Raw genomic sequence first — 26247 nt, forward strand, 5'->3', positions numbered from 1 at the left:
CATGGCCCGACCGGCAGGCTCCCATCCCTTCGGCGAACGCGCCTTCCTGCTCACCGCGGCGGCGATGCTGCTCGCCCCCCTCCTGGCGAATATCCTGGGGGGCCCGGCAGCGCAGACGGACAACCGGCGGCTGGCGGCCGCGCCGGCCTTTCCCCGGACGGTGGAGGCCCTGGTGGAATGGCCGCGCCTGGTCGACGCCTATCTCGACGACCATTTCGGGCTGCGCCGGGAGCTGGTGAGCCTCGCCGCCGGCTTCCGCTGGGACGTGCTGCATTCGAGCCCGGTCCCGACCATCCTGCGGGGCCGCAACGGCCGCATCTTCCTGTCGGACGGCGACGTGCCGCTCCGGAGCATCCTGTCCGGCTGCGGCGCCTGGTGGACGGAGCCGCAGGTCGCGCAATTCGCCCGCGAGCTGGAGCAGGGGCTGGCCCGGCTGCACGCCTTGCTCCCCGAGGCCTCGGTGCTGGTCGTCCCGACCTCGCCCGCCCTGTATCCTCAGGACCTGCCGGGCTGGATCGCGCGGGCCTGCGCCGGGCGGGAGCCGCTGGCGGAGGATCTGCTGCACCGCCTGCCCGAGGAGCTGCGCCGCCGGATTGCCTATCCGCGGGACATCGCCGCGACGCTGCCGGAAGCGACGCCCCTGGTGCCCGCGCACAACTTCCATTGGGACGGGGCCGGCACCCATGCCTTCCTGGGCCGCTTCGCCGAACGCGACCTGCATCTGACGCGGCAGGCGTCGCCGGCCTGGGCGGAGCGGGTGAAGGTGGCCGACCTCGCCATCTACGTGCCGGGCGTCGGGCTGTCGAACCGGGTGCGCCTGGCGGATTGGGCGGGCGCCGGAGTCCATGGCTGCACGGAGGCCGGCTGCACGGATCGCGCGCCGCTCGACGGGGTGGCGCTGCCGCTCGAGGCGCTGCGGCTGGAGCGGCCCGGCGCGGGCGGACGGATGCTGCTGCTCGGCGACAGCTTCCTGGCCGGCGCGGCCGACGCGCTCATCGGCTATGCCAGCGACATCATCGCGCTCAACCTGAACAACCTCCCGCGCCTGTCGCAGGAGGAGCAGCGGATCCTGTGGGAGCGCGTGACGGCGGCCTGGCGGCCGGATCGCGTGCTGATGGTCGTCAACGACGGCAACATCAACGCGATCGCGCGCTACGTCGAGGTGATCGCGGCCGCCGCCTCGCACTGACCGGCAGCGCTCACGACACGCCGAGGCCCCGCAGGCTGGCGGCCACCGCCGCATCCAGCGGAGTGTGCGGCTCGGCGCCGAGCAGGGCCACGAGGCGAGCATTGTCGAGACGCACGGGGGTGCGCCAGAGGGGCTTCATCTCCGTCAGCTCGCGCATCGTCTCGTGGAAGGGCGCGGCGAGGCGCAGCAGCCACCAGGGCATGGGCTTCACCCGCATTCCCGGCCGGCCCAGGGCGCGGGCGATGGCGACGGCCATTCCGGCCCCGTCGGCATCCCAATGGCCGGCGAAGTGGAAGCGCGCGAAGGGCTCCAGATCCTGCTCCCGATCGGCGAGGCGGCAAAAGGTCTCGGCGAGGTCGGGCAGGTAGGCCCAGGCGTGGCCGATGCCGGGGCGGCCCGGCGAGGTCACGGCGCGCAGCCTCCGGCCGGGCTTCACCAGCGCCTGCGAGAACCAGGTGTTGCCCGGGCGAGGGCCGAAGAAATCGCCGGCGCGGAGGATGAGGCTGCGCACGCCGGAGGTCGCCAGCCGGCGCTCCAGCTCGAAGCGGATGGCGCCTTTCCGGGTCGCCGGGTTCTGCGGCGAGTCCTCTGATAGCAGCGGGAAGGCATCGGGGCCGTAATTGTAGATCGTGCCCGGCAGCAGGATGCGCGCGCCGCCGGTCCGGGCGGCGGCGATGGTGTTGTCGATCATCGGCAGCACGAGCCCGGCCCAGTTGCGGTAGCCGGGCGGGTTCACGGCATGGAGGATGATCTCCGCGCCCTCGGCGGCGCGGCGCACGGCGGCCGCGTCCATGGCGTCGCCGGCCACCACCTCCCAGCCCGGCTGCGCGCGGGCGGGATCGCGCAACAGGGCGCGGATGCGCCAGCCGTGGCGCGCGAGGGCCGCCGCCGTCTCGCCGCCGATCCCGCCCGTGGCGCCGAGAACCAGCGCCGTCCTGCCCGTATCCGTCATCGCGACCTCCATCTGATGGGCGGAAGATGCGCGCGTCTCGGATCATCAGGAATTGTCAAACTTCTTCGATCGGTTCATCAATTTTCGATGAACCCTGCCGCGGCCGACTGGGACTGCCACCGCGCCTTCCTCGCCGTGCTGGCGGAGGGCAGCCTCTCCGGGGCGTCGCGCGTGCTGAACCTGGCGCAGCCCACCGTGCGCCATCGCATCGAGGCGCTGGAGCGGGCGCTCGGCGCGCCGCTCTTCACCCGCTCGCCGATCGGGCTGGAGCCGACCGCCCTCGCCCGCCAGCTCGCCGAGCCCGCCCGCGCCATGGAGCTCGCCGCCGAGGCCTTCCGGCGCACCGCCTCGGGCGAGGCGGGGGGCGAGCGCGGCACCGTCCGCATCACCGCCAGCGAGGTCGTCGGCGTGGAGGTGCTGCCGCCCATCCTCGCCGCGCTGCGCACCGCGCATCCGGGCTTGCGGCTGGAGCTCGGCCTCAGCAACCGCAACGAGGACCTGCTGCGCCGCGAGGCGGACATCGCCATCCGCATGGTGCCGCCGCGCCAGAAGGCGCTGGTGGCGCGGCGCGTGGGCGCCGTGCGGCTCGGCCTGCACGCGCACCGGCGCTACCTGGAGGCGCACGGGATGCCCATCTCCACGGCCGCGCTGCAGGGGCACGCGATGATCGGCTACGAGCAGCCGGCCCTGAACCGACGCTGGATGCCGCTGATGGGGCTGGAGATGCGCTCCTCGGACCTCGCCTTCCGCACGGACAGCGACCTCGGGCAGCTCGCGGCGATCCGCGCGGGCCTCGGCATCGGCGGCTGCCAGTGCGCACTCGCCGCCCGCGACCCGGACCTCGTGCCGATCCTGCCGGACGAGATCTCGCTCGACCTCGACACCTGGATCGTGATGCATGAGGACCAGCGCGCGCTGCGCCGCGTGCGGCTGGTCTTCGACCACCTCGTCGCGGGGCTGGCCGCCTATTGCGCGGCCGGTTCCCGCCTCACGGCCGTTCGAGCCGCAGCCCCGCGCCCTCGGCGATCGCGCGGAACTTCTCCACCTCGGCCCGGATGAAGCGCGCCGTCGCCTCCGGCCCCGTGGGCGGCGGCACGGCGACGCCGAGCCCGGCCAGCCGCTCCGCCAGCGCCGGCTCGGCGAGGCAGGCCTGGACGGCCGCAGCGAGGATCGCGATCCGCTCCGGCGGCGTGCCGCGCGGCGCCAGCATCGCGTTCCAGGTCGAGACGTCGAAGGGCGTGAGGCCGCCCTCCTCCAGCGTCGGCAGGCCGGGCAGGGTCGGGACGCGCTGCGGCACGGCCAGGGCCAGCAGCCGCACCCGCCCGTCCGCCGCGATGCCCGAAAGGCTCGCCAGCGTCTCGAAGACGAAGGAGGTCTCGCCGCGCGCCAGCGCCTCCAGGGCCGGGCCGCCGCCGCGGTAGGGGATGTGCTCGGCGCGCAGCCCCGCGCGGGCGAGAAACAGCTCCGCCGCCAGATGGGTGATGCTGCCCGCACCGGCCGAGCCGTAGGTGCCGGGCGCCTCGGCGAGGGCGGCGCGCAAGGCGTCCAGGCTGCGGGCGCCGCCGGGCGCGACGGCCAGTGCCAGCGGCGTCACGCCGGTCAGCGCGACGGCGTCGAAATCGCCGACCGCGTCATAGGGGAGGTCGCGGAAGACGGCGGGATTCGCGCCATGCGAGCTGGCCGAGGCGAAGAGCAGCGTGTGCCCGTCGGGCAGCGCGCGCTTCGCCGCCTCGCTGCCCACGCTGCCGCCGGCCCCGGCGCGATTCTCGACGACCACCCGGGTGCCGAGCTGGCGCGACAGGCGGTCGGCCAGCAGCCGGGCCGCGATGTCCGTGCTTCCCGCCGGCGGGAAGGGCACGATGAGGGTGATGCCGCGCTCGGGGAGGGCCAGCGCGGCGGCGGGAAGGAGGGCGCCCGCAAGGGCGAGGAGGGTGCGTCTTTGCATGCGGCCCGACATGCCGCAGCCGGATTGCGCGGCGATGTCAGTTCCGCGTCGGCTCCGTGGCTATTCCGGCACCCGGCCGAAGAGCCCGTGATCCAGCGCGGCGCGGTAGACCCGCGCCGGGAACTCCGACGCGCTGGCGGCGCCTCGCAGCGCCGCGATGTCATCATCCATCAGCGGCGTGATGGCCGGCAGGAATCGCGGCGTCGGCAGGGGCGTCACCGGACGGCCGAGCAGGGTCTCGATCACTTCGTCGGTGATCGGCGCCAGAGCGCCGCAGGTCATCTCGAAGCCGCCAAGGCGCATGAGGCGGCCGGCGAAGCCGACGCCCTCCATGCCCTCGCGCGCCAGCATCAGATCCTCGATACGCAGCTTGGTGCCACGCAGCAGGTCGTCGGCCTCGACGCCCCCTTCGGGATGCGCGCCGACCACGCGGAACAGCGTGAAATGCGCGCGGGACAGCGCCGCCAGCACCGCGGCCTCCTCGCTGCCGTCCTCGTATCCGCCCGCCTTCGCCTCGCGGTCGAGCGCGCGCGAATGCCCGCCCATCGGCCCGAAGACGCCGAGGTCGAGCACCAGCTGGAACTGCGCCTCGTTGGCGACCTGCACCTCGTCGTCCTTCCAGCCGAAGCCGAGCGCGCGCGCCTGCGACGCCGCCGAGACGCGCGGGATGCGGCGCGCGGCGGCGCTCAGGATGCGCTCGCGGATGGCGCGGTAGGCCTCGTAGGCACTGGTGCTCACGCGTGGAAGCTCATGGGCCGTTGATGCCGAGCTCGGCGGCGGTCTGCAGGATGCCCTGCCAGGCGTCGCGGGTGAGCGGCACGCCGGAGACCGTCCGCGCGGCGCGGCGGTTGTTCTCGGGCTCGCCGGGAACGAGGACCGGCGTGTCCGTGACGGCAGGGGCGCAGGACTTCACCCAGGCGACATAGTCGGATGCGGCCTGGTGGAAGGAATCCTCGTCGCCGAAATGCTGGGGCGAGAGATAGATGGACAGCATGCCGTTGGCGATGCGGGCGCGCTCGGTGATCGGGCCGGAGGTGCCGCCGCCCGTGAGCGCGCCGGCCAGCAGCTCGCACATCAGCGCGAGGCCGGAGCCCTTGTGGTCGCCGAAGGCGCGGATCGCGCCCGTGCCGCCGGCCGCGTTGCGCGGGCCCACCGCCTCGTAGGGGCCGTAGAGCGTGTGCGGATCGCCCGACATCTCGCCGTCGGCGGTGATGAGCGCATTGTCCGGCAGCGCCTTCCCGCCGTTGGAGGCGACGAGCACCTTGCCCTCGGCGACGAGCGAGGTCGCGAAGTCGAGGATGATCGGGCCGCCCGGCAGCGGCACGCCGATGCTCATGGGCGCCGTCGAGAAGCGCCGCTCCTTGCCGCCGAACGGCGCTACCAGCACGGAGCCCGCGACGTTCACGAAGTGGATGGAGATGAGGCCCTGGGCTGTCGCCATCTCGGCATAGTCGCCGGTGCGGCCGATATGGCCGGCATTGCGCAGGCCGACGATGCAGGAGCCCTTCTCCAGCGCCCGGGCGATGCCGAACTCGGTGGCCTGCTTGGCGACGGTCTGGCCGAAGCCGAAATTGCCGTCGAGCAGCGCGAAGGCGCCGCCGTCGCTGATGACGCTGATCTTCTGGCCGGCGACGACATAGCCCGCCTTCTGCCACTGCACGTAGCGCGGCACGCGGTCCACGCCGTGGCTGTCATGGCCGGCGAGGTTGGCGCCGACGAGATGGTTGGAGATGCGCGCCGATTCCTCCGCGCTGCAGCCCGAGGCGGCGAAGATCCGGGTGACGAAGCCCTCCAGCTCCTTCACGGGGATGTAGACGTAGTCGGGCTCGGCCATGGCGGGTTCCTCTTCTCGGGAGGAAATTGCCCCTGGCCCGGGGGCGCGTCCAGACCCGCTGCGGCTCAGGACGTCCGGCTGCAGGCCGTGATGGTCACGCGGAGGGTGGAGCCGGCCAGCGAGCCGCCATAGGGGGCCATGATCGCCTGGTCGGAGGTGGTGCTGGCGGCGATGGGGAAGGGACCCTGCGGGCTGGACTTCCTCTGGCCATTGCCCTGCAGCTCGACATCGGCCGTGACGGAGACCGGCGTCGTCCCGCGGTTGCGGAACACGACATGGATCGAGGCGCTCCAGCCGCTGCCCTGGAGATAGGCGCGATCCAGCGCCAGCCGGCAGGGCGAGCCCGAGAGGGGCGTGAAGACCAGGTTCTGGCCGCTCCAGGTGGTCGACTGCGCGGCGGCGGGCAGCGCGGCGCCGGCGCTCATGGCAGTGGCCAGCAGCGTGGCGGCGATGATGTGACGCATAAGGTTCTATCCTGACGTTCCTGTTCCGCCTCAATCCGGCGTGTCGTCAGGATGGCCGATCGGGTGGCATGCAACCATCCGACCTCCGGCGATGGCACCGATAGGCGGCGCCTTTCGTGGCGCGTCGAGCGGCCGATTCACCGCCCCGGCGATTCCGCCTCCGCGGATCGGGCGCTACAGCACCCGGCCTGTGCGCGCGTCCAGCAGGTGCATGTTGTTCATGTCCGCCGTGAGCACCAGCGGCACGTTCGGCTCCGCCGCGACGGTCGGCTCCAGCCGCGCGCAGCAGTCGCGCGCCTCCCCCAGGTGGAAATGCGCGAGCGTCTCCATGCCCATCGGCTCGATGACCTCCGGCGTGATGGTGATCTCGGCGCGGTTGGGCAGGCCGGGGCGATGGTCGGTCAGGTGCTCGGGCCGGATGCCGAAGAGCAGGTCCAGCCCGGGCGCGCCGGCATAGCGCGCGCGCCGCGCCTCCGGGATGGGCAGCACCGCGCCGCCCGGGAGATGCACCGCGCCGTTCTCCACGCGCGCGGGCAGGAAATTCATCGCGGGGCTGCCGATGAAGCCGGCGACGAAGCGCGTCGCGGGATGGTGATAGAGCTCCTGCGGCGGGCCGACCTGCTCGATGATGCCCTGGTTCATCACGACCACGCGGTCGGCCAGCGTCATGGCCTCCACCTGGTCGTGCGTGACGTAGACGGTGGTGGTGCGGACGGTCTGATGAACCTTCTTGATCTCCGTGCGCATCTGCACGCGCAGCTTGGCATCCAGATTCGAGAGCGGCTCGTCGAAGAGAAACACCTTGGGATCGCGCACGATGGCGCGGCCCATCGCCACGCGCTGCCGCTGGCCGCCCGAGAGCGCCTTGGGCTTGCGGTCGAGCAGCGGCGTGATGTCGAGGATGCGCGCCGCCTCGTCCACCCGGCGCTTGATCTCCGCCTTGGGGAATTTGCGCAGCGTGAGGCCGAAGGCCATGTTGTCGAAGACCGACATGTGCGGATAGAGCGCGTAGTTCTGGAAGACCATCGCGATGTCGCGGTCGCGCGGCGGGATGTCGTTCACGATGGTGCCGCCGATCGCGATGTCGCCGGAGGTGATCTCCTCGAGCCCCGCGATCATCCGCAGCGTGGTGGACTTGCCGCAGCCGGAGGGGCCGACCAGCACGACGAATTCGTGGTCGGCGATCTCGAGGTCGATGCCCTTCACGGCCTGGACGTCGCCCTCGTACATCTTGACGATCTTGCGGAGTGAGACCTGTGCCATAAGCGATTCCTTCGTTGGCCCGGCCGATTCACGCCTTCGCGCCTGCGGCGCGCGGCGATCGGACGGGCTTCAGCCCTTGGTTGCGCCGGCGGTCAGCCCGGCGATGTAGTAGTCCATCAGGAAGGCGTAGATGACGACGGGCGGCAGCGCCGCGAGCAGCGCGCCGGCCATGATCTGGCCCCAGGCGAAGGTGTCCGCGCGCACCAGCTGCGAGACGATGCCGATGGTCAGCGGCATCTGGTCCGGCGTGGTGACGAAGGCCGTCGGATAGACGAAGGCCGCCCAGGACACGGTGAAGGCGAAGATCGTCGCCGCGATGATCCCGGGCAGCGCCACGGGGATGAAGATCTTCGTCAGCATCTGCATCCAGTTGGCGCCGTCGATCAGCGCGGCCTCGTCCAGCTCCTTCGGGATGGAGGCGAAGTAGCCGATCATGATCCAGGTGCAGAAGGGCACCGTCAGCGTCGGATAGACCAGCACCAGCCCCCAGATGGAGTTCAGCAATCCAAGCCCGCCGACGATCTGGTAGAGCGGGATGAACAGCAGCGTGTCCGGCACGAGGTAGGTGAGGAACACGCCCGTCGCGAGGAACTGGCTGCCGAAGAAGCGCATCCGCGCCAGCGCGAAGGCCGCGAGCACCGAGATCACCATGGTGATCGCGACGACGAGGCCGGTGATGACGATGCTGTTGACGAAGAAGCGCAGGAACATCCCGTTGCCGAGCAGCGCGCTGTAGTTCTCCAGCGTCGGATCGCGGATCAGCCACGGATTGCCCCGCATGTTCGCGATCTCGGCGCTGCCCTTCAGGCTCGTGATGAACATGTAGACGGGCGGCGCGAGAAAGATGATCGCGGCCAAAGTGAGCGAGGCATAGGCCGACCACAGGGCCCAGCGCCGCTCGCGCGAGAGGCTGCCGGCCTTGCTGTAGATGCCGTGGCCCTTCGCGACGTCGGGGGCGGTGACTGCGGACATCACATCTGCTCCTTGTTCCGACGGGTCACGCCGCGCAGCACGAAGAAGGCGCAGACCGCGAGGATCGGCAGCATGAAAAGGGAGACGGCCGCACCGCGCGGGATGTTCCCGCTGAGGATGCCGACCTGGAAGGCGTAGCTCGCGAAGACATGCGTGAGGTCGCGTGGCCCGCCATTGGTGAGCACGCGCACGATGTCGTAGTTCGCGAAGGTCACGATCAGGCTGAACAGCACCGTGATCGAGATGATGTTCGCCATCATCGGCAGGGTGACGTAGCGCAGCCGCTGGAAGCCGTTGGCGCCGTCGATCGCGGCGGCCTCGTAGAGCTGCTCCGGCACCGACTTGATGGCGGCCAGATACATGATCATGAAGAAGGGCGCCCCCACCCAGACGTTCACGATGATGATCGCCGCCCGCGCCCAGAGCGGCTCGCCGAGCCAGGGCACCGGCGGCGCGCCGACCAGCGAGATCAGGAAGTTGATGGAGCTGTAGGAGGGGTCGTACATCCACCACCAGCCCAGCGTGGAGAGCGCCGGCGGGATGACCCAGGGCACCAGCAGCATGCCGCGCCACTTGCGCTGACCCTTGGCGGGGATGTGGTGCAGCATGTGCGCCAGCCAGAAGCCGATCAGCGCCTTCGCGATCACCGCCGTGATGGCGAAGATGCAGGACTGCCAGACCACGTTCCAGAAGGTGTCGGTGTCGAACAGGATCTCGAAATTGCCGAAGCCGATGTTGCGCACCATCGTGCGGTTCAGCGTCGAGAGGTAGATGCCGTAGCCCGCGGGATAGGCGACGAGGCAGACGATCACCAGCAGCAGCGGCAGGGTCATCAGGAAGGCGATGGTCGATCGCCGTCGCGCGAAGCGCTTCAGGCTGCCGGTGCCGGAAGGCGCGGGCGCCAGGCGCGAATCGGCGGTGAGGGTGTCGGCGGACATGCGAAGGTCTCCTGCCGTGAATCGCGGATCGGGCGGGGGATCGCTCCCCCGCCCCGGTTCCTGCCTAGCCGCGCGCGAAGTTGCGCAGCTCGCGCTCGGCCCAGGCCATCGACTGGTCGATGGTCTCGCCGCCCTGCGCCACGCGGGCGATCATCTTGGTGTTGATCGCCTGGTTGTAGGCCTGCACCGCGATCTCCGCCGGCGCCGGCGCGAAGGAGATGTTCTGCTGCGCATTGTGATGCGGCTTCAGCGGGTAGTTGTAGACCACGCCGGTCGGCGGGCCCTCCGTCTCCCAGATCTTGAAGTCGGACATCGTGCCGAAGGGCGGGATGTCGTAGCCGGAGCTGGTCGTGGTCTGCGCCTCGGCCTGCTCGCGCTCGGAGAGGAATTCCAGCAGCCCCTTCGCCGCGGGCTTGGCGCGGCTGAAGCTCCAGATGCCCCAGAAGTACGGCAGGTAGGGCGTGAAGCGTCCGGCGGGGCCGGCCGGCATCGGGAAGGTCCAGCACTTCTCGGCCACGGCCGGCGCGTCGCGCTTCGCCACCGCCCAGGTCGAGGGCGGGTTGAAGATCAGCGCCGAGCGGCCGGAGATGAGCGCGCGGTTGTTGGAGGCGTCGTCCCAGGCATAGACGTCGTTCGGCAGGAAGCGGCAGAGCCGTACCGCGTACTCCAGCACCTGCCGCACCGCGGGGTTGCTGCGCACGGTGACGTTGCCGCGCTCGTCGATCATGGTCGCGCCATAGCTGCGGAACAGCGCGCCGACCCAGTCGACCGCGTCGGTGAAGCTGCCCATCGGCAGGCCGAAGGGCACCTGGGCCTGCGCGCATTTCTCGGCGGCGACGAGGAAGTTGTCCCAGTTCCACTGGTCGACGCCGGGGCCGGCCTGGTTGGCGGCCGGATACATCGCCTGCACGTCGATGCCGGCGTGCTGCTTCAGCAGGTCGAACCGGCCGAGCGAGGGCTTGTGCTGGCTGCCCGAGACCGCGGGGATCGCGCGCCAGGCGCCCTCGCGCTTGGCGAGGTATTCGCCGATCGGGTTGATCGGGCCGTACTTGGCGACGAGGCGGCCGACCACGTCGTCCATCGGCTCCAGCAGGCGGGCATGGGCGGAGGGCTCCCAGGTCGGGAAGCTCAGGATGTCGTGGCCGGAACGGCTCTGCGCCTGGGCTGCGATGGTGAGCAGGTTCTGGTTGCCGACGGAGGTGATGAAGTCGAGCTGCACCTCGACCCGGTTGCGCTGACCCCATTCGGCACAGAGGCGGCGCAGCACATCGTTGCCCACGGGCACCCAATGGTCCCAGAAGCCGCAGCGCAGCGTGCCGCCGGTGCCCTGTGCGTGAACCATCGGGGCGGACAGCACGCCTGCTGCGATCACCCCGGCCCCCGAGCGCAACGTATTGCGCCGGGACATCCCGATCCCTGCCATCTTGAACAACTCCCTGTGTTTTCAGTGACGGTCTTTGCCGCTGCCGAAAGTTAGGCATGCCGTGCGGTGCAGTGCAACCGCTTGCTGCACGGGGTTACCGGCATGAAGATGATCCCATGGACACGCAATTCTTCGACGCGCTGGTGATCGGCGCGGGAATCGCCGGCGCGACCGCCGGCGCGCATCTCTCCCCCACCCACAAGGTCGCCTTGCTGGAGGCCGAGGAGAGCGCCGGCTACCACACGACCGGCCGCTCGGCCGCCATCTGGATCCTGAGCTACGGCAGCGAGGACGCGCAGATTCTCACGGGCGCCTCGCGCCGCTTCCTGGAGAACCCGCCGCCGGGCTTCACCGAGGTGCCGATCGCGCATCCGCGGCCGGTGCTTAACCTGGCAAAGGCGGAAGATCTGGGCGATCTGCAGGACGCCCTGCAGCACGGCCGCACCGCCCTCACGCTCGAGGCGGCGAAGGCGCTGGTGCCCGCGCTGAAGATCGATTCCGTCGCCGGCGCTGCCATCGAATACGATGCCTTCGACATCGACATCGCCGCCCTGCACCAGGGCTTTCTCAAGCAGATCCGCATGCAGGGCGGCGTGCTGGCGCTGCGGAACCGCGTCGGCCGCATCTGGCACGAGAACGGCGCCTGGCACGCGGAGACTGCCGGCGGCGGGATCTATGCGGCGCCGGTCATCGTGAACGCCGCCGGCGCCTGGGGCGACGTTGTGGCGGAGATTGCGGGGGTGAATCCCATCGGCCTCCAGCCCAAGCGGCGCACCGCCCTCATCATCGACCCCGGCGAGTACGACACGGCGAACTGGCCGATGGTCGTGGACGTGAACCACTCCTGGTACGTGCGGCCCGAGGCGCGGCGCAAGCTCATGGTCAGCCCCGCCGACGAGACCGACAGCGAGCCCATGGACGCGCAGCCCGACGAGCTCGATGTCGCCATCGCCATCGACCGCATGCAGCAATGCCTCGACATCCCGGTGACGCGTGTGGAGCATCGCTGGGCCGGGTTGCGCACCTTCACGCCGGATCGCGGACTCGCCATCGGCGCCTCGGAGCAGCCCGGCTTCTACTGGTTCTGCGGCCAGGGCGGCTACGGCATCCAGACCTCGCCGGCGGCCGGGCGGCTGCTGGCGCAGCTCATCCGCGGCGAGACCCCGGATCCCGACGTGCTGCCGGCTGTTGCGCCCACCAATCCGCTGAGGTTCGCCAAGTGACGCTTCCCGACTTTGCCGACGTCCAGGCCGCGGCCGAGCGGCTCAAGGGCCGCATCCGCCGCACGCCGATGCTGCGCCATCGCGCGCTCGACGCGGCGGCCGGCGGCGTGGTGCTGGTGAAGCCCGAGCCGCTGCAGATCACCGGCAGCTTCAAGCTGCGCGGCGCGACCAATGCGGCGCTGCTGCTGGAGGATTCCGCGCGCAAGGGCGGCGTGGTCACGCATTCCTCGGGCAATCACGGCCAGGCGGTGGCGGCCGCCTGCCACAGCCTCGGCATCCCCGCGCTGATCGCGATGCCGCAGGACGCGCCGCAGGTGAAGGTGGAGGCGACGCGCGCCTGGGGCGCCGAGATCCACTTCTTCGACCGCCACAACACGGACCGCGACGCGCTCGCCGTGGAGCTGGCGGCGAAGCGCGGTGCCACGGTCGTGCCGCCGTTCGACCATCCGCACGTCATCGCCGGCCAGGGCACCGCGATCCTGGAGCTGCTGGAGGATATCAGCGCCGCCGGCTTCAAGGCCGACCAGCTCGCCATCAACACGGGCGGCGGCGGGCTGCTCGCGGGCTCGGCGCTCTCAGCCCGGGCGCTGGCACCCCAGGCGAAGCTCTATGCGGTCGAGCCCGAGGGCTGGGACGATTATGGCCAGTCGCTGCGCGCCGGCCACCGAATCCCCGCCGACGGAAAGGGCGCCGGAATCTGCGACTCGCTGCTCTCCAAGGCGCCGGGCGTGCTGACCTTCGCGATCAACGCGCCGCGCGTGACGGGCGGGCTGATGGTCACGCCGGCCGAGGTCTTCGCCGCCATGCGCTTCGCCTTCACGCATCTCAAGATCGTGGTGGAGCCAGGCGGCGCCGTGTCGCTGGCGGCGATCCTCGCGGGCAAGCTCGACACGCGTGACAGGGTGACGGGGCTGATCCTCAGCGGCGGCAACGTGGATGCGGGCGTGTTCGCGCAGGCCATGGCGGCATGATCCGCGGATGAACCTCGGCCCCATCCTGCGCAAGGGCTTTCTGGTCCGGTCCCTCGGGGCGGGCATTCTCGTCTTCGGCGCCTTGTACTTCGTGCTGCCCTGGCGCCAGGCCGGGATGCTGGGCTGGTGCGGCAACGTCGCCGTCTATGCCACGCTGCTCTTCTGCCATCTGGGCAACGCGGATCCCCAGGAGATCCGCGAGCGAGCGCGCGCCCTGGCGGGAGGCCGCGTCGCCGTGCTCACGCTCTCGCTGGCGACGGCGACGGCCTCGCTGGTGATCGTCACCATGCTGCTGGCCGGCGGGAACCAGGGCGTGGCGGAGCAGGTCATCTCGATCGTCACGATCATCGCCGCCTGGTTCTACGTGCACCTGCTCTTCGCGCAGGAATATGCGCATGAGTTCTGGATCAGCGACAACGGGCTGGACTTCCCGGGCGGCGACGGAACGCCCGAGTTCGGCGAGTTCGTCTACTTCGCCTTCGTGGTCGGCTGCACCTTCCAGGTCAGCGACGCCACGACGAACACGCCGCGCATGCGGCGGATCGTGCTGCTGCACGGGCTGGTGGCCTTCTGGTTCAACACGGTGATCCTGGCCTCGGCCGTGAGCACCGTGTCCAACCTGGCGAGCTGACGGAGCGGGCGGCGCCGCCCGCTCAGCTTTTCCATCGCGCGCAACAGTGGCGCGCCCGGAGCTTGAGGGCCTGGAAAATCAACTCGGATTGATGCGGGTGATCTTCGTGCCGTTCAGCGCGACCGCCGCCATCAGCCCCTGCTGGTTGAAGGTGATGGCATAGACCGGCTCCGTCAGCGTCGTCGACGTCGCATTGGCCTGCAGCCCCTGGTCGAGCGCCACGACCGTCGGGCCCGTGCCGATCTCCCAGCCATCGGCGTTCATCAGCGCGCGGAGGGACTCGTCCGTCATGAAGAACATCGCGAGGCCGGCCGCCTGCGCCCCGGCCAGCAGGCCGAAGGAGAGTCCGGCGATGTTGAAGTAGCCGGTCGTGGCCTCTCCGCGCACCAGCGCGCCCTCGCCGTACTGGCCGCCGACGATGAAGCCGCCACTGACGATGCGCGGGAAGATGAGGACGGCCTTGGCCGTGCGGAACAGCGGCGCGGCGTTGTCCATCCGGTGCAGGCGGGTCAGGGCCGCGGTGACGTCGGCGTTGATCTCGGTGCGCGTGGCGGCTTGGGCGCGCTTCGGCGCGAGCAGCGGCGCGGCGGCGAGGAAGGGCAGCGCGGCGGCGGCGCGGGCAAGCTGACGACGTTGCATGGGAAGCTCCTGTCGTTCGGGGGTTCAGTGCTCCGGAAACGCTGCCAGGGAGGGACGGTTGCACCTTCGTCCCGGCCGCGCGACGTTCTGCCCGAAGTATCATCGGAGAGAAACGTGATCCGGATCCTCGGCCGCGCCAACAGCAGCAACGTGTGGAAGCCCCTCTGGGTGCTCGAGGAGCTCGGCCTGCCCTATGAGCGCCACGACGCCGGCATGGAGCACGGCGTGGTGGACACGCCCGAATACCGCGCGCTGAACCCCAACGGCCGCGTACCCTCGCTGCGCCACGGCGAGGTGGAGCTGTGGGAGAGCAACTCCATCTGCCGCTACCTCTGCCTGCTCGCGGGCGGCGACGCGAAGGGCCTCTACCCCGCCGAGCCCGGCAGGCGCGCCAGCGTGGACCGCTGGCTGGACTGGCAGCTCTCCACCCTCTCGCCGGCCGAGCGCGACCTGTTCTGGAACATGGTCCGCACGCCGGAGGAGAAGCGCGACATGGCGGCCGTGCGCAACGCGGTCACGAACAGCGGGAAGTGCTGGGCCATCCTGGAGAACCGGCTGCGGGACGGCCGCCCCTATATCGACGGCGACACGCTGACCCTCGCCGACATCATCCTCGGCTGCTACGCGCGGCGCTGGTTCGGGCCGGAGGTGAAGGTGCCGGACATGCCCGAGTTTCCGGTGCTGCGCGCCTGGTTCGACAGGATCGGCGAGCGGCCGGGCTTCCAGCGCTTCGTCGCGCCGAAGCTGTTCTGAGGCCTCACCAGCGCGTGCCGGTGCGCCGCATCCGCCGCAGCACATAGGCCGCCCAGGCAACCTGCACCGCCAGCGCCGGCAGCACCACCAGCGGCTTCTCCGCCGGCGCCAGCTCCAGGAACAGGAAGGCCAGCGCGGCGTGGAGCAGCGCGAAGCCCCAATGCACGCCGGCCACCACGCGCACCGGCACGCCCGTGCGCTGCGCCATCTGGTAGAGATGCGAGCGGTGCGGCGCGCTCACCCGCTCGCCCGCCAGGGCCCTGCGCGCGAGCGTGAAGGCCGCGTCGAAGAGCAGCCCGAAGAGCAGCAGCGGCACGATGAGGAAGCTCACCTGGCTCGCTTCGAAGCCGGCCGCCGCCACGCCCAGCACCGCCAGCATGAAGCCCGCGAACTGGCTGCCCACATCGCCCATGAAGATCCGCGCGGGGTTCCAGTTGAAGGGCAGGAACCCCGCGAAGCCGGCCAGCAGGAACATCGCCGCCGCATGGGCGAACCAGCTCTCGTTCAGCGCCGCGATCACCGCCAGCGCCGCGCTCGCGATCACCACGACGCCGGTCACCAGCCCGTCCAGCCCGTCCATGAAGTTCACGGCATTGGTGCAGCCGACGATCCAGAACAGCGTGATCGCCATCCCGACCACGCCGAGCTCGACCTCGCCGATCCCCGGCAGCGCCAGGGTGCGCAGCGCGAGCCCCGTGCCCATCGCCACCGCCGCCGCCAGCGCCTGCGCGCCGAGCTTCACGAGGAAGCTGAAGTCCCGGAGGTCGTCCGCCAGCGCGACCGCCGCGATCGCGACCGCCGCCAGCACCACCGCGGTGAAGCGCGTCTCGGCGAGGCTGGTGAAGTGGTAGAAGGCCAGCATTCCCAGGATGAAGGCCAGCACCGGCCCCACGCCGCCGCCTTTCGGCGTCGGCCGCTCGTGCGACTTGCGCGCGTCGGGATGGTCGAGGATCGGCCAGGCGATCATCGCCCGCACCGCGGCGGCCGAGACGAGGGCAAGCGGCACGGCCATCAGCAGGGTGAGCAGATAGGGGGGCATGGGCGCTGGGCTATGCAACGGGCCGGCCCGCGCCGCAATCGGCCGGCCCCTTCGTTCCGGACTTGTTCTTGTCGCGCCGCGGGCTTCGGGCGATGCTGCCCCGCGCGATTCGGGGGTGGGGCGGCATGCCGGTGGTGATGGTCCTCTGGATCGCCTTCTTTCTCATCAACTTCAACATCGCGATGATGATCCCGCTCCTGCCCTTCATCCAGGAGGAGATCGCGCTCACGCCGATGGAGGCCGGGCTGATGCTGGCCGCCTTCTCGGTGGCGGCGCTGGCCACGAACCTCGCGATCGGCCCCTTCATCGACCGCTACGGGCGCCGGCGCTTCCTGGTGATGGGCGCGCTGGGCGCGACGGCGACGCTGCTTCTCACGGCCGCGGCCGCCAGCGCCTGGCCAATCATCCTGGCCCGCGTCGCGACCGGGCTCTTCATGCCGATGGTCGGCGCCTCGATCTTCTCGGCGCTGGCCGACTACGTGCCGGAGCCGCAGCGCGCGCGGGTGGCCGGCTACGTCACGTCGGCGGCGCCGGTCGCCTTCCTCGCCGCCATCTCGATGGGCGTGCTGCTGGGCGGGCTCGTCGAGTGGCGGCTGCCGGTGATCGGCCTCGCGCTGGTCGCGCTGGCGCTGGCCTTCGGCGCCTCGCGCCTGCCGCCCACGCCGACGGCCGCGCTCGCCATCGGCCGCGTCACGGCGCGGACCTATCGCGACCGGCTGCTCTCCCTGTCGGTGGACCGGACGGTGCGGCTCCTGCTGCTGTCCTACCTCGTCTGGTCGATGGCGCTCTTCACCCTCATGGGGCTCTATCCCAGCTGGCTGCTGCAGGTCGCGCTCGCCGGATACGGCACGAGCGCGGTCGGCGCGATGCTGCTGGTGGCGGGGCTCGGCGGGCTGATCGGGGCGCTGCTGGCGGGCCGGGTGGCGCGCGCCTTCACCCATCCGCTGGCGCCCTGCGCCCTGGCCTCGATCGTGATGGCGCTGGTGAGCCTGGCCATCCCCCTCAGCGGCGGCATGGTGCTGCAGGGCGTGGCCTACTTCGTCTTCTCCTTCGCGCGGGACCTGATGCTGGCCCTGACCCTGGTCGGCGCGATGGCACTGGTGCCGCCGACCGAGCGGGGCAGCCTCAACTCCATCATGAACGCGCTCTTCCAGACCGGGGCGTCGCTGGCCGGCGTGGCGAGCGCGTGGCTCTACGCGCTGCGCCCGGATTTCTGGGGGAACGCCCTGGCCGCGGCCGCGCTGATGGCGGGGACGGCGGCGATGCTGGCGAGCGTGGCGCGGAGCGGCCGGCGGGGCTAGCTCCGCCCCGTCGCCGGCACGCTGCCCGTCGCCGCGCTGCCTTGCGCCTTCGCCGCGACGAGCGACCGCCGGATGTCCTGCTCGCAGGCGATCAGCTGCGCTTCCGCCGCGCGGCGCTGCGTCTTCGCCTCCTCGGAGATGCGCAGGCTGTCCTCGATCGTGCCGACCAGCGCGGCGTTCGCCTGCCGGATCGCCTCGATGTCGAAGCTGCCGCGCTCCAGCTCCTTGCGCGCCTCGGCATTGCCGGTGCGCAGCGTCTCCGCATTGGCGACGAGCAGCTTGTTGGTCAGGTCCGTCGCCGCCTTCACGGCCTGGCCGGCCTCGCGCATGCGGTGGATGGCCAGCGCCTGGGCGAGCTGCTGGCTCCAGAGCGGCACCGTGTTCGCCAGCACCGACTGGATCTTCGCGGAGAGCGCCTTGTCGTTCTCCTGGATCAGCCGGATCGCCGGCAGGGTCTGCATCGCCACCTGCCGCGTGAGGCGCAGGTCGTGCACCCGCCGCTCCAGCTCGTCGCGGGCGCCGCGCGTGTCGCGCAGGGTCTGCGGGGCGAGCGGATCGCCCTCGTTCGCGGCGGCAGCCTCGAGCGCGGGGATGAGCTCCGCATCCGTCTGCTTCAGCACGCGCTCGCCGGCGGCGATGTGGTCGGCCAGGGCGTGGAACCAGTCGAGCGTCGCGACATAGAGCCGCTCCAGCCGCTCCACATCCTCCAGCAGCTTGGTGCGGTGGGTGTCGAGCTTGTCGCCGATCAGGCTCACCTGGTCGCGCACGCCCTCGTAGCGCTGGACGATGGCGGTCGTGTCGGCCCCCGCCTTGGTGAAGATGCGCTGGAAGAAGCCGGGCTTCTCCGCGAGCGTCCCCACGTCGAAGCCGCGCAGCGCGGAGAGCATGGCCGAGAGCGTCTGCCCCGCCTCGCCCGTCTCGCGGTTCTGCGCGCCCTCCAGCATGGCGTCGGCCGCGGCCTGCGCGCGCGACTGCGCGGCGGCGCCGAAGCGCAGGATCGTGCCGGGATCCTTGAGCTCGATGGCCGCGGCGAGGCGCGCGATCTCGTCCTCGCGAACCGGTTCGATCGGGTTGTCGCTCATGTTCCCTCCTGGCGCAGCCGTTCGGCCAGCACCTTCACCTGGATGTCGAGCGCCTCGCTCTCGGCCGAGCGGAGCTCGCTGCGCAGCTTGCGCGCGGATTCGGCGAGGTCGGTCAGCAGGGCCGGCAGCGTCTCCGGCGGCTCGGCGCCCGCCTCCAGCCGGTCGACGATGCGCGAGAGCCCGTCGAGATGCACGCTGAGGAAGCGCCTTGCGTCGTGCAGCCGGGCGGGACGGGCCTCGAGATCCTCGACGACGCCCTGCATGGCGCTCGCCGCCTCCAGCAGCTGCATGCCGAGCGGCAGGCGCGGCGCCGCGCCGGCGATGCGGGCGAGCTGCGCGCGCGGCCCATCGAGCGGATCGGGCTTCGCGGGCTCGGCCGGCACCTCGGGAACCGGCTCGGGCACCGCCTCGATCTCGGTCTCCGCGAGGTCCTGGGTGATCAGCCGCGTGCCGAACCAGGCGCCGAAGCCCAGCGCGACGGCGATCGGCGGCGGCAGCCCGGCGGACATGCCCGCCACGATGCCGGCGGCCACGCCCATCAGCACGGCGCCGCGCCGCGTGTCGCCCTCGGTGCCGCGGGACATGCGGTACGCGGCCATCCAGGCCAGGCCCAGGCCGACGAGCGAGCCCGTCAGCCGGTGCGGCCGGCCCATGATGATCTCGGCGGGGATGTCGAGCATCAGCGGCCAGAGGAAGGCCGGCAGCATCCAGACGCGCCAGCCGAAGACCCGGCGCGGAGCGCCCTCGGCCCACCGCGGAGCGTTCTCGCCGCGGCGCCAGGGCGACCAGCCGGGCGGCCGGACGCCCCCGCCGCCCCAGACCTGCTGCCGCAGCTGCGCCTTCCGCTCGCGCCATTCGCGGCGCAGGGCGCGCTTCTGCTCCTTCCAGACGCTCATCAGCGGAAGAGCGCGATGGCGGCCGGCAGCCAGAGGCACAGGCCGAGCAGCCCGAGGCCGATGGTCCAGCGCAGGGGCGCGGGCCAATGAGGGAGGAGGGGGGTCTTGCCGAACATCCTGGCGCCACATGTTGCCCGGCGAGGCCCGCGGTGCAAGGTGCAAAGCCCCCGCCATCAGGCGGACATGTTTGCGGTGATATTGCGCTGCGACATGTGGATGCGCCGCAGCCTGATCGCCGCCGGAGTCCTGGGCGCCTCCACCGGGGCCTACGGCTTCGGCATCCAGCCCTTCGAGGGGCCCGACGTCACGCGCTATGCGCTGACGCCCGGGGGCTGGCCGCCGGGGCTGCGGCTGCGCGTCGCCGTGCTGGCGGACCTGCATGCCGGCGCGCCGCTGATGACGGCGGCGCGCGTGGCGGAGATCGTCGAGGCCACCAACGCGCTGGCGCCGGACATGGTCCTGCTGCTCGGCGACTACGGGCCGATGAGCCTGCTGGTGCGCGCGCCCTACCGGCCCTCGGAGATCGCCCCGATCCTCGGCCGGCTGCAGGCGCCGCTCGGCCGCTTCGCCGTCGCCGGCAACCACGACTGGTGGGAGGATTCCGCCGCCATGCTGCGCCGCCGCGGCCAGCCGGAATGGCTGCGGGCGCTGGAGGCCAACGGCATCCGCACGCTGCAGAACCGGGCCCTCCGCCTGCCGCAGGGCTTCTGGATCGCCGGGCTCGACAGCCAGGTCGCCTTCTACGATCCGCCGATCGACAACCTGCCGGGCACCCTCGCCCAGATCACCGACGCCGCGCCGGTGATCCTGATGGCGCATGAGCCGGACATCTTCGCCCTGATGCCGGACCGCGTGGCGCTCACCCTCTGCGGCCACACCCATGGCGGGCAGGTGCGCATCCTCGGCTACTCGCCGCGCGTGCCCTCGCGCTACGGCAACCGCTACGCCTATGGGCTGGTGGAGGAGGGTCCGCGGCGGCTGATCGTCTCCGGCGGGCTCGGCACCTCGAAGATCCCGGTGCGCTTCGGCGTGCCGCCGGAGATCGTCGAGATCACGCTCGGATAGGGCTGTTCAGCCCCAGAGGCTGAACAGCAGCAGTCCGGCGCCGGCGCCCAGCGCGCCGAAGGTCAGCACCATGCCGAGCTGGCGCAGGATGAGCTTCTCCGGCTCCGGCGAGATGCCGAGGGCGTGCAGCAGGCGGCCGCCCAGCACCGCCCCGCCCAGGATGTGCAGCAGGCCCGGCGCCACGTCGCGCGCCTCCAGCAGCAGCAGGAGCAGCAGCGCCATCGGCGCGTATTCGGCGAAGTTGGCCTGGGCGCGGATGGCGCGGAGCAGCCGCCGGTCCTCGCCGAAGCCGAAGGCGGTGCCCGTCGCCCGGCGCAGGAGGCTCGTCCGCGCCGAGAGCAGCATCAGCAGAAGGGCCAGAAGCGCCGCGTAGAGCGTGGTGACCGGGAAGGCGCTCATGCCAGGAAGGGCTCCACCTCGGCCAGGAAGCCGTGCGGGTTGTCGGCGTGCAGCCAGTGGCCGGCCTTCTCCACCACCGCGAAGCGCGCCTGCGGGAAGAAGCGGCGGAAGAGGTCGTGGTTGTCGGGCCGGATGTAGCGGCTCTGCGCGCCGGAGATGACCAGCGTGGGTCCCTCATAGCGGCCGGACCCGGCGAAATCCTCGATTTCGGGCATGGCGGCGCCGAGCTCGGCGAGGCCCAGCTTCCAGGCCGGCGGCTGCGCGTTGAAGTCGAGCGACTGCAGCAGGAAGGCGCGGATGCCGGCCTCGGGCACCGAGGGCTCCAGCGCCGCGTCAGCCTCCTTGCGCGTCAGCCCCTCCGTCAGCGGGATGGCGCGCATGGCGGCGAGGTAGCTGCGCATCGCCGGCGGGTACTTCACCGGCGCGATGTCCGCCACGACCAGCCGGCCCACCATCCCGCCATGCCGCAGCGCCAGCGCCATCGCGACCTTGCCGCCCATGGAGTGGCCGAGCACCGCCGGGGCGCGCAGCCCGCGCGCGGCGATCAGCTCGCAGATGTCGGCCGCCATCTCGGCATAGCCGCCGGGGCCGCGCGGGCTCTCGCCATGGTTGCGCAGGTCGGGCGCCAGGACGCGGTGCCGCTGCGCGAGGCGCTTCTGGATGCCGCCCCAGTTGCGCGCGGCGCCGAAGAGGCCGTGCAGGAGGAGCACCGGGCTGCCCTCGCCCATCTCGATGACGTTCAGCTTCATGGCCGATCCCCATAGCAGGCACTGCGAGGGGGCGCTGCCCCCTCGACCCCCGCCAGGGAACACGTTCCCTGGACCCTCATCCCTTGGCGGCGACGATCACGCTCAGCACCACCAGCGCACCGCCCACGGCCATGTCCCAGGGCAGCGACTCGCCCAGCCAGGTGATGGCCAGGAACACGCCCAGCAGCGGCACGAGCAGGAATCCCACCGAGGCCACCACCGCATTCAGGTGCCGCCCCGCCTCCACCGTCGCCCAGGTGCCGATCGGCGCCGCGATCACGCCGATGAAGGCCGCCGCCCACCAGGCCCCCGCGCCGATCCCGCCGCCGCCGGAGAACGGCTCGCGCCACAGCGCGAAGGGCAGGATCACCAGCGCGCCCAGCACGAAGATGCCCGGCAGCAGCTCGAAAACCGGCAGCCGCGGCGGCCAGAGCCGCAGCGACACGATCGCCAGCGCCCAGCACAGCGAGGCGCCGAGCAGCAGCGCATGGCCGAGCACCACGCCCGGCGCCGACCAGTCGATCGCCCAGGGCCCGATCATCACGCCCACGCCCAGCAGCCCGATCCCCGCCGCCAGCCAGCGCTGGCGCGAGACCGGCTCGCCCAGCAGCCAGACCGAGAGCGGCACCAGCCAGAAGATGGTGACGTTGCCGAGGATCGCGGTGCGCCCGGCCGGGATCAGCGAGATGGCGATATGCGCCATCGCGAAGAAGGTGCCGATCTGCAGCAGGCCCACCGCCAGCAGCGCCGGCACGTCCCGCCGCGATGGGATATGCAGGCGGCCCAGCATCCCCAGCAGCGCGGCGGCCGAGACGGCGGCGAGCGACGCGCGCGTGAAGCCGAACCAGAGCGGCGTCGCGTCCTGCAGCGCGTATTTCGTCAGCGGCCAGACGCCGCCGAACAGCACCACCGAGACGAAAAGGGCCTGGAACGCCTTGGCCTGGGTCAAGAGCCGGGCCTAGACCGTGAGGACGATCTTCCCGATGTGCTGGCTGCTCTCCATCAGCGCATGCGCCTTGGCGGCCTCGGCCAGCGGGAACACGGCATGGATGTGCGGGCCGGCCTTGCCCTGCGCCAGCAGCGGCCAGACCTTCTCGCGCAGCGCATCGGCGATCTCCGCCTTCTGCGCGGTCGTGCGCGGCCGCATCGTGCTGCCCGTCACGGTGAGGCGCTTCACCATGATGGGGCGCAGGTCGACCTCCTCCACCATGAAGCCGCTCAGGAAGGCGATGATGGAGAGCCGCCCGTCCAGCTTCAGGCAGCGGATGTTCCGCGTGAAATAGGGTCCGCCCACCATGTCCAGCACCACGTCGACGAGCTTGCCGTCGGTGAGGCGCTTCACCTCCTCGTAGAAGTCGTGCGTGCGGTAGTTGATGGCGTGGTCGGCGCCGAACGTCTTCACCGCCTCGCATTTCTCCTCGGAGCCCACGGTGGTGATCACCGTCGCGCCGAAAGCCTTGGCGAGCTGGATCGCGGTCAGGCCGATGCCCGAGCTGCCGCCGTGGATCAGCACCGTCTCGCCGGGCTGCAGCCGCCCGCCGGCCGCGTGCGGCGTGCCGAAGAGGTTCGCCCAGACGGTGAAATAGGTCTCGGGAACGGCGGAAGCCTGGATCGCGTCGTAGCCCTTGGGCCAGGGCAGCGTCTGGCTCTGCGGCGCCGCGCAGTACTCGGCATAGGCGCCGCCATTGGTCAGCGCGCAGACCTTGTCGCCGACCTTGAAGGCGGTGACATCCGCGCCGACGGCGACCACCTCGCCCGCGCATTCCAGCCCCAGGATCGGCGAGGCGCCGGGCGGGGGCGGATAGCTGCCGGAGCGCTGCGCCACGTCGGGCCGGTTCACGCCCACCGCCTCGACCTTGATCAGCACCTCGTCGGCCGCCGGCACCGGCACCGGGCCGGTCGCGACGGTCATCACCTCGGGGCCGCCGCCCGCGCCATGGGCGATATAGGTCATGGTCATGGGCGGTTCCTCCGGATGCCGGCGCACGTTCTGCGTGCGCCCGGGGACCGTCAAGAGAGGGGACGCCCGGTCAAATGCGCCGTCTCCGGGTCAAACGGCTGTTTTATAAACGATATGGTCACGGTTTCCGTCATTGCGCGGCGGGCAATTGCGGCGGAAACTGGGCAGAGATGCGCCGCCGCCTTGCCCTTGCCCTGCCGTTCCTCGCCGCCCCCGCGCTTGCGCAGCAGCAGGCCGCGGAGTGGCGCGTCGGCGCGCTCTTCCCGCTCTCCGGCGCCGCCGCCCTGCTCGGCGACGAGGCCGCGCGCGGCCTGGAGCTCGCGGTCGAGGAGCGCAACGCCGCCGGCGGCCGCGCCATCCGCCTGATCCGCGCCGACGTCACCGAGCCGGCCCAGGCGCTCGCCGAGGCCCGCCGCCTCATCCAGCAGGAGCGCGCCGGCCTGCTCTTCGGCAGCGTCTCGACCCCGATCGGCCAGGCCGCCATCCAGGCCGCCGAGTCGCTGGAGACGACCTTCATCGAGCTCGCCGCCGCGGCCGACAACCTGACCGAGCGCGGCGCCCGCTACCTGGTCCGCACCGCGCCGCGCGCCGCCGACTACGGCATCCTGGGCGTCGAGGCGCTCACCCGCTTCCTGCCCGCCCATCTCGGCCAGCCGGCCGATGCGCTACGCGTGGCGCTGCTGCACGAGAACGGCGCCTCCTCGGAGAGCATCGCCCTCGCCCTGGAGGCCAGGCTGCGCGAGGCGGGCATCACGGTCGCCGAGCGCCTGCCGCACGGGGCGCGCACCACCGAGATGCCGGCCATGGTCCACCGCCTGCGCGCCGCCGGGGTGAACGTGCTGATCCACGCCGCCAGCGAGGGCGACGCCATCTCGCTCTTCCGCGCGCTGGCGGAGGCGAGCTGGCGGCCGGCCGCGGTGATCGGCGCCGGGCTGGCCTGGGGCCTCGCCGACCTCGCGCGGGCCGTCGGGCCGGCGCTGGATTCCGCCTTCGCGCTGGACGTGCCGCCCATCGAGACGTCGGACCGCCTGGCGCATGGCGCGCGGCCCTTCGCCGAGGCCTATCAGCGGCGCTGGGGCACGCCGCCGCGCTCGGGCCTCTCGCTGGCCGCCTTTGCCGGCGCGCAGCTCGTGCTGTCCCAGCCGAATCTGGAGCGCGGGCCGCTGCGCACGGGCCTCGCCGCGCTCGACCTCGCCGAGGGCAGCCTGCCCAACGGCTGGGGCTTCCGGATCGACGAGCGCGGGCAGAACACGCGCGCGCGGCCGGTGCTGCTGCAATGGCAGGCCGGGCGGCCGGTGGCGGTCTTCCCGGCCGAGGTGGCGGCCGCCGCGCCGGTCTGAGAGGGCGATTCACGGCCTCGGCGGTTCCGCCTCAGCCGATCGCACTCTAGCTCCGGCCCGCCGCCGCCGAGAGCGCCGCGACCAGGCTGCGCTCGTCGTTCGGCCCGTCATAACGATGCCCGTTGATGAAGAGCGAAGGCGTTCCGTTCACGCCGCTGCGCACCCCGCCCATGAAATCGCGCCGGATATGCTCGTCGAAGCGGCCGTCGAAGGCGGCGGAGACGTCGGCCTCCGCCAGCCCCAGCGCGTCGCCATAGGCGGCGAGGTCGCCGTCCTCGAGCGCGGCCTGGTTCTCGTACAGCATGTCGTGCGCCTCCCAGAAGCGGCCGATGCCAGCGGCGGCCTCCGAGAATTCCGCGGCATGCCCGGCATGCGGATGCGCCTGGGTGAGCGGGAAATGCCGGAAGACGAAGCGCAGCCGCGCGCCCATCGCGCGCTGGACCGCCTTGAGGACGGGGTAGGCCTCCCCGCAATAGGGGCATTCGAAATCCCCGTACTCGACGAGCGTGACCGGCGCGTCGTCCGGTCCTTCGGTGTGATCGTCGCGGCCGACGGGGAGGGTCAGGCGGCTCATGGCTGCGTCTCCTTCGCGGCGGCCAGGGAATCGAGCGCGGCGAGGATGCCGTCCGCGCCGGGGTTGATCCCGACGGGCGAGACGAAGCTCCAGCGGATCACGCCATCGCCGTCGAGCACGAAGAGCGCGCGCTCCGACGTTCCGTCGGCGGGCCGATAGACGCCGTAGTCGCGGGCGATGGCCCCCTTGGGCTCGAAATCCGCGAGCAGGGGAAAGTGGATCTTCCGGTCGCCGGCGAAGGCGGCGTGGCACCAGGCGCCGTCCACCGAGATCCCGAGCAGTTGCGCGCCATAGCCGTGGAACTCCGGGAGCAGCTGGTTGTACAGGCCCATCTGGTCGCCGCAGACCGGGCTCCAATCCGCCGGGTAGAAGGCCAGGATCACCGGAGATCCGCGGAACTCGGACAGGGAGACGCGCTGGTCCGGCGTGGCGTGCAGCGAGAAATCGGGGGCTTTCGTTCCGGGCCCCAGAGGGGTTGGCGGGGCATCCGACACTGTTTCATCTCCTCGGCCGGGGGCCCTTCCCCCTGGAAGAGCGCCCTGTCACAGGAGCCGTAGCGCGGCGCCGGGGCGGGAACTTGCAGCGCTGTGCGCAGATTTGGCGAGGCATTGCGGAGCGGCGCGATCCCCGCGGCGGAATCGCCGA

Annotated in this window: 28 protein-coding genes; 9 read left to right on the top strand and 19 right to left on the bottom strand. The window is 71.6% G+C overall.

Annotated features, from left to right (window positions below):
- Position 1 precedes the first annotated feature (1 nt).
- Entirely contained in the window at positions 2-1189 is a 1188-nt protein-coding gene (locus AC1ROY_RS02615; protein WP_493146870.1) for an alginate O-acetyltransferase AlgX-related protein, read from the top strand.
- 10 nt (positions 1190-1199) lie between these two features.
- Here the strand turns inward: AC1ROY_RS02615 and AC1ROY_RS02620 are convergent, their stop codons facing one another.
- Positions 1200-2141, bottom strand: coding sequence for an NAD(P)H-binding protein (locus tag AC1ROY_RS02620; RefSeq protein WP_493146872.1), 942 nt, complete (start codon positions 2139-2141; stop codon positions 1200-1202).
- An 87-nt stretch (positions 2142-2228) separates the two neighbouring features.
- Here AC1ROY_RS02620 and AC1ROY_RS02625 point away from each other — a divergent pair, with 87 nt between their 5' ends.
- Positions 2229-3200, top strand: coding sequence for a LysR family transcriptional regulator (locus AC1ROY_RS02625; protein ID WP_493146873.1), 972 nt, complete (start codon positions 2229-2231; stop codon positions 3198-3200).
- On the opposite strand, the gene AC1ROY_RS02630 is transcribed toward AC1ROY_RS02625, so the two are convergent.
- The 8 genes from AC1ROY_RS02630 to AC1ROY_RS02665 form a co-directional block, all read right to left on the bottom strand.
- Entirely contained in the window at positions 3130-4086 is a 957-nt protein-coding gene (locus tag AC1ROY_RS02630; RefSeq protein ID WP_493146874.1) for a Bug family tripartite tricarboxylate transporter substrate binding protein, read from the bottom strand. The genes AC1ROY_RS02625 and AC1ROY_RS02630 overlap by 71 nt on opposite strands.
- A 60-nt stretch (positions 4087-4146) precedes the next feature.
- A complete protein-coding gene (locus tag AC1ROY_RS02635) occupies positions 4147-4824 on the bottom strand; it encodes a DUF7986 domain-containing protein (RefSeq protein ID WP_493146876.1) in 678 nt (225 codons plus the stop codon).
- Positions 4825-4834: 10 nt separating this feature from the next.
- Positions 4835-5920, bottom strand: coding sequence for a malate/lactate/ureidoglycolate dehydrogenase (locus AC1ROY_RS02640; protein WP_493146877.1), 1086 nt, complete (start codon positions 5918-5920; stop codon positions 4835-4837).
- Positions 5921-5985: 65 nt separating this feature from the next.
- Complete coding sequence (locus AC1ROY_RS02645) at positions 5986-6384, bottom strand: hypothetical protein (RefSeq protein ID WP_493146879.1); 399 nt, start codon at positions 6382-6384, stop codon at positions 5986-5988.
- 174 nt (positions 6385-6558) lie between these two features.
- Complete coding sequence (locus AC1ROY_RS02650; RefSeq protein ID WP_493146880.1) at positions 6559-7647, bottom strand: ABC transporter ATP-binding protein; 1089 nt, start codon at positions 7645-7647, stop codon at positions 6559-6561.
- Positions 7648-7716: 69 nt separating this feature from the next.
- Positions 7717-8619, bottom strand: coding sequence for a carbohydrate ABC transporter permease (locus tag AC1ROY_RS02655; protein ID WP_493146882.1), 903 nt, complete (start codon positions 8617-8619; stop codon positions 7717-7719).
- Complete coding sequence (locus tag AC1ROY_RS02660; protein WP_493146883.1) at positions 8619-9557, bottom strand: carbohydrate ABC transporter permease; 939 nt, start codon at positions 9555-9557, stop codon at positions 8619-8621. Before AC1ROY_RS02660 ends, AC1ROY_RS02655 begins: the two co-directional genes overlap by 1 nt.
- Before the next feature lie 64 nt (positions 9558-9621).
- Positions 9622-10899, bottom strand: coding sequence for an ABC transporter substrate-binding protein (locus AC1ROY_RS02665; protein WP_493146884.1), 1278 nt, complete (start codon positions 10897-10899; stop codon positions 9622-9624).
- 197 nt (positions 10900-11096) lie between these two features.
- Here AC1ROY_RS02665 and AC1ROY_RS02670 point away from each other — a divergent pair, with 197 nt between their 5' ends.
- From AC1ROY_RS02670 to AC1ROY_RS02680, 3 genes are read left to right on the top strand one after another with little or no spacing between them, the layout of a single operon-like run.
- Complete coding sequence (locus AC1ROY_RS02670) at positions 11097-12203, top strand: NAD(P)/FAD-dependent oxidoreductase (protein WP_493146886.1); 1107 nt, start codon at positions 11097-11099, stop codon at positions 12201-12203.
- On the top strand, positions 12200-13174 hold the full coding sequence (locus tag AC1ROY_RS02675; RefSeq protein ID WP_493146887.1) for a threonine ammonia-lyase: 975 nt from the start codon (positions 12200-12202) through the stop codon (positions 13172-13174). The genes AC1ROY_RS02670 and AC1ROY_RS02675 overlap by 4 nt, the downstream gene beginning before the upstream one ends.
- Before the next feature lie 7 nt (positions 13175-13181).
- Complete coding sequence (locus tag AC1ROY_RS02680) at positions 13182-13805, top strand: DUF1345 domain-containing protein (protein ID WP_493146889.1); 624 nt, start codon at positions 13182-13184, stop codon at positions 13803-13805.
- Positions 13806-13883: 78 nt separating this feature from the next.
- On the opposite strand, the gene AC1ROY_RS02685 is transcribed toward AC1ROY_RS02680, so the two are convergent.
- A complete protein-coding gene (locus tag AC1ROY_RS02685; protein ID WP_493146891.1) occupies positions 13884-14444 on the bottom strand; it encodes a lipid-binding SYLF domain-containing protein in 561 nt (186 codons plus the stop codon).
- A gap of 114 nt (positions 14445-14558) precedes the next feature.
- On the opposite strand from AC1ROY_RS02685, the gene AC1ROY_RS02690 reads away from it, so the two are divergent.
- A complete protein-coding gene (locus AC1ROY_RS02690; RefSeq protein WP_493146892.1) occupies positions 14559-15197 on the top strand; it encodes a glutathione S-transferase family protein in 639 nt (212 codons plus the stop codon).
- A gap of 4 nt (positions 15198-15201) precedes the next feature.
- Here the strand turns inward: AC1ROY_RS02690 and AC1ROY_RS02695 are convergent, their stop codons facing one another.
- On the bottom strand, positions 15202-16236 hold the full coding sequence (locus AC1ROY_RS02695) for a glycosyltransferase family 4 protein (protein ID WP_493146893.1): 1035 nt from the start codon (positions 16234-16236) through the stop codon (positions 15202-15204).
- Positions 16237-16328: 92 nt separating this feature from the next.
- Here AC1ROY_RS02695 and AC1ROY_RS02700 point away from each other — a divergent pair, with 92 nt between their 5' ends.
- Complete coding sequence (locus AC1ROY_RS02700) at positions 16329-17537, top strand: MFS transporter (RefSeq protein ID WP_493146895.1); 1209 nt, start codon at positions 16329-16331, stop codon at positions 17535-17537.
- On the opposite strand, the gene AC1ROY_RS02705 is transcribed toward AC1ROY_RS02700, so the two are convergent.
- Together AC1ROY_RS02705 and AC1ROY_RS02710 are read right to left on the bottom strand one after the other, a co-directional pair.
- Positions 17534-18619, bottom strand: a complete 1086-nt coding sequence (locus AC1ROY_RS02705; protein WP_493146896.1) for a toxic anion resistance protein — start codon at positions 18617-18619, stop codon at positions 17534-17536. The genes AC1ROY_RS02700 and AC1ROY_RS02705 overlap by 4 nt on opposite strands.
- Positions 18616-19515 carry a hypothetical protein gene (locus AC1ROY_RS02710; RefSeq protein ID WP_493146898.1) on the bottom strand — a complete coding sequence of 300 codons (900 nt, stop codon included), beginning with the start codon at positions 19513-19515 and terminating at the stop codon, positions 18616-18618. Before AC1ROY_RS02710 ends, AC1ROY_RS02705 begins: the two co-directional genes overlap by 4 nt.
- Positions 19516-19731: 216 nt before the next feature.
- Between AC1ROY_RS02710 and AC1ROY_RS02715 the strand changes: the two genes are divergently transcribed.
- Positions 19732-20580 (top strand): metallophosphoesterase, encoded by an 849-nt coding sequence (locus tag AC1ROY_RS02715; RefSeq protein WP_493146900.1) that lies wholly within the window; start codon positions 19732-19734, stop codon positions 20578-20580.
- 6 nt (positions 20581-20586) lie between these two features.
- Here the strand turns inward: AC1ROY_RS02715 and AC1ROY_RS02720 are convergent, their stop codons facing one another.
- The 4 genes from AC1ROY_RS02720 to AC1ROY_RS02735 all read right to left on the bottom strand — a co-directional run bounded on the left by AC1ROY_RS02720 (position 20587) and on the right by AC1ROY_RS02735 (position 23682).
- On the bottom strand, positions 20587-20979 hold the full coding sequence (locus tag AC1ROY_RS02720; RefSeq protein WP_493146901.1) for an MAPEG family protein: 393 nt from the start codon (positions 20977-20979) through the stop codon (positions 20587-20589).
- The gene (locus AC1ROY_RS02725; RefSeq protein WP_493146902.1) at positions 20976-21728 is read right to left on the bottom strand and encodes an alpha/beta fold hydrolase; all 753 of its coding nucleotides are present in this window, start codon (positions 21726-21728) and stop codon (positions 20976-20978) included. The genes AC1ROY_RS02720 and AC1ROY_RS02725 overlap by 4 nt, the downstream gene beginning before the upstream one ends.
- Before the next feature lie 76 nt (positions 21729-21804).
- Entirely contained in the window at positions 21805-22677 is an 873-nt protein-coding gene (locus AC1ROY_RS02730) for a DMT family transporter (protein ID WP_493146904.1), read from the bottom strand.
- A 9-nt stretch (positions 22678-22686) separates the two neighbouring features.
- Positions 22687-23682, bottom strand: a complete 996-nt coding sequence (locus AC1ROY_RS02735) for an NAD(P)H-quinone oxidoreductase (protein WP_493147440.1) — start codon at positions 23680-23682, stop codon at positions 22687-22689.
- A 176-nt stretch (positions 23683-23858) separates the two neighbouring features.
- Between AC1ROY_RS02735 and AC1ROY_RS02740 the strand changes: the two genes are divergently transcribed.
- Positions 23859-25028 (top strand): ABC transporter substrate-binding protein, encoded by a 1170-nt coding sequence (locus AC1ROY_RS02740; RefSeq protein WP_493146905.1) that lies wholly within the window; start codon positions 23859-23861, stop codon positions 25026-25028.
- A 46-nt stretch (positions 25029-25074) separates the two neighbouring features.
- Here AC1ROY_RS02740 and AC1ROY_RS02745 read toward each other — a convergent pair whose 3' ends face one another.
- Together AC1ROY_RS02745 and AC1ROY_RS02750 are read right to left on the bottom strand one after the other, a co-directional pair.
- A complete protein-coding gene (locus AC1ROY_RS02745) occupies positions 25075-25602 on the bottom strand; it encodes a DsbA family protein (RefSeq protein WP_493146908.1) in 528 nt (175 codons plus the stop codon).
- Positions 25599-26096, bottom strand: coding sequence for a redoxin domain-containing protein (locus tag AC1ROY_RS02750; protein ID WP_493146910.1), 498 nt, complete (start codon positions 26094-26096; stop codon positions 25599-25601). The genes AC1ROY_RS02745 and AC1ROY_RS02750 overlap by 4 nt, the downstream gene beginning before the upstream one ends.
- Positions 26097-26247 lie beyond the last annotated feature (151 nt).

The organism is Roseococcus sp. GW821-FHT12F05, assembly GCF_058806835.1.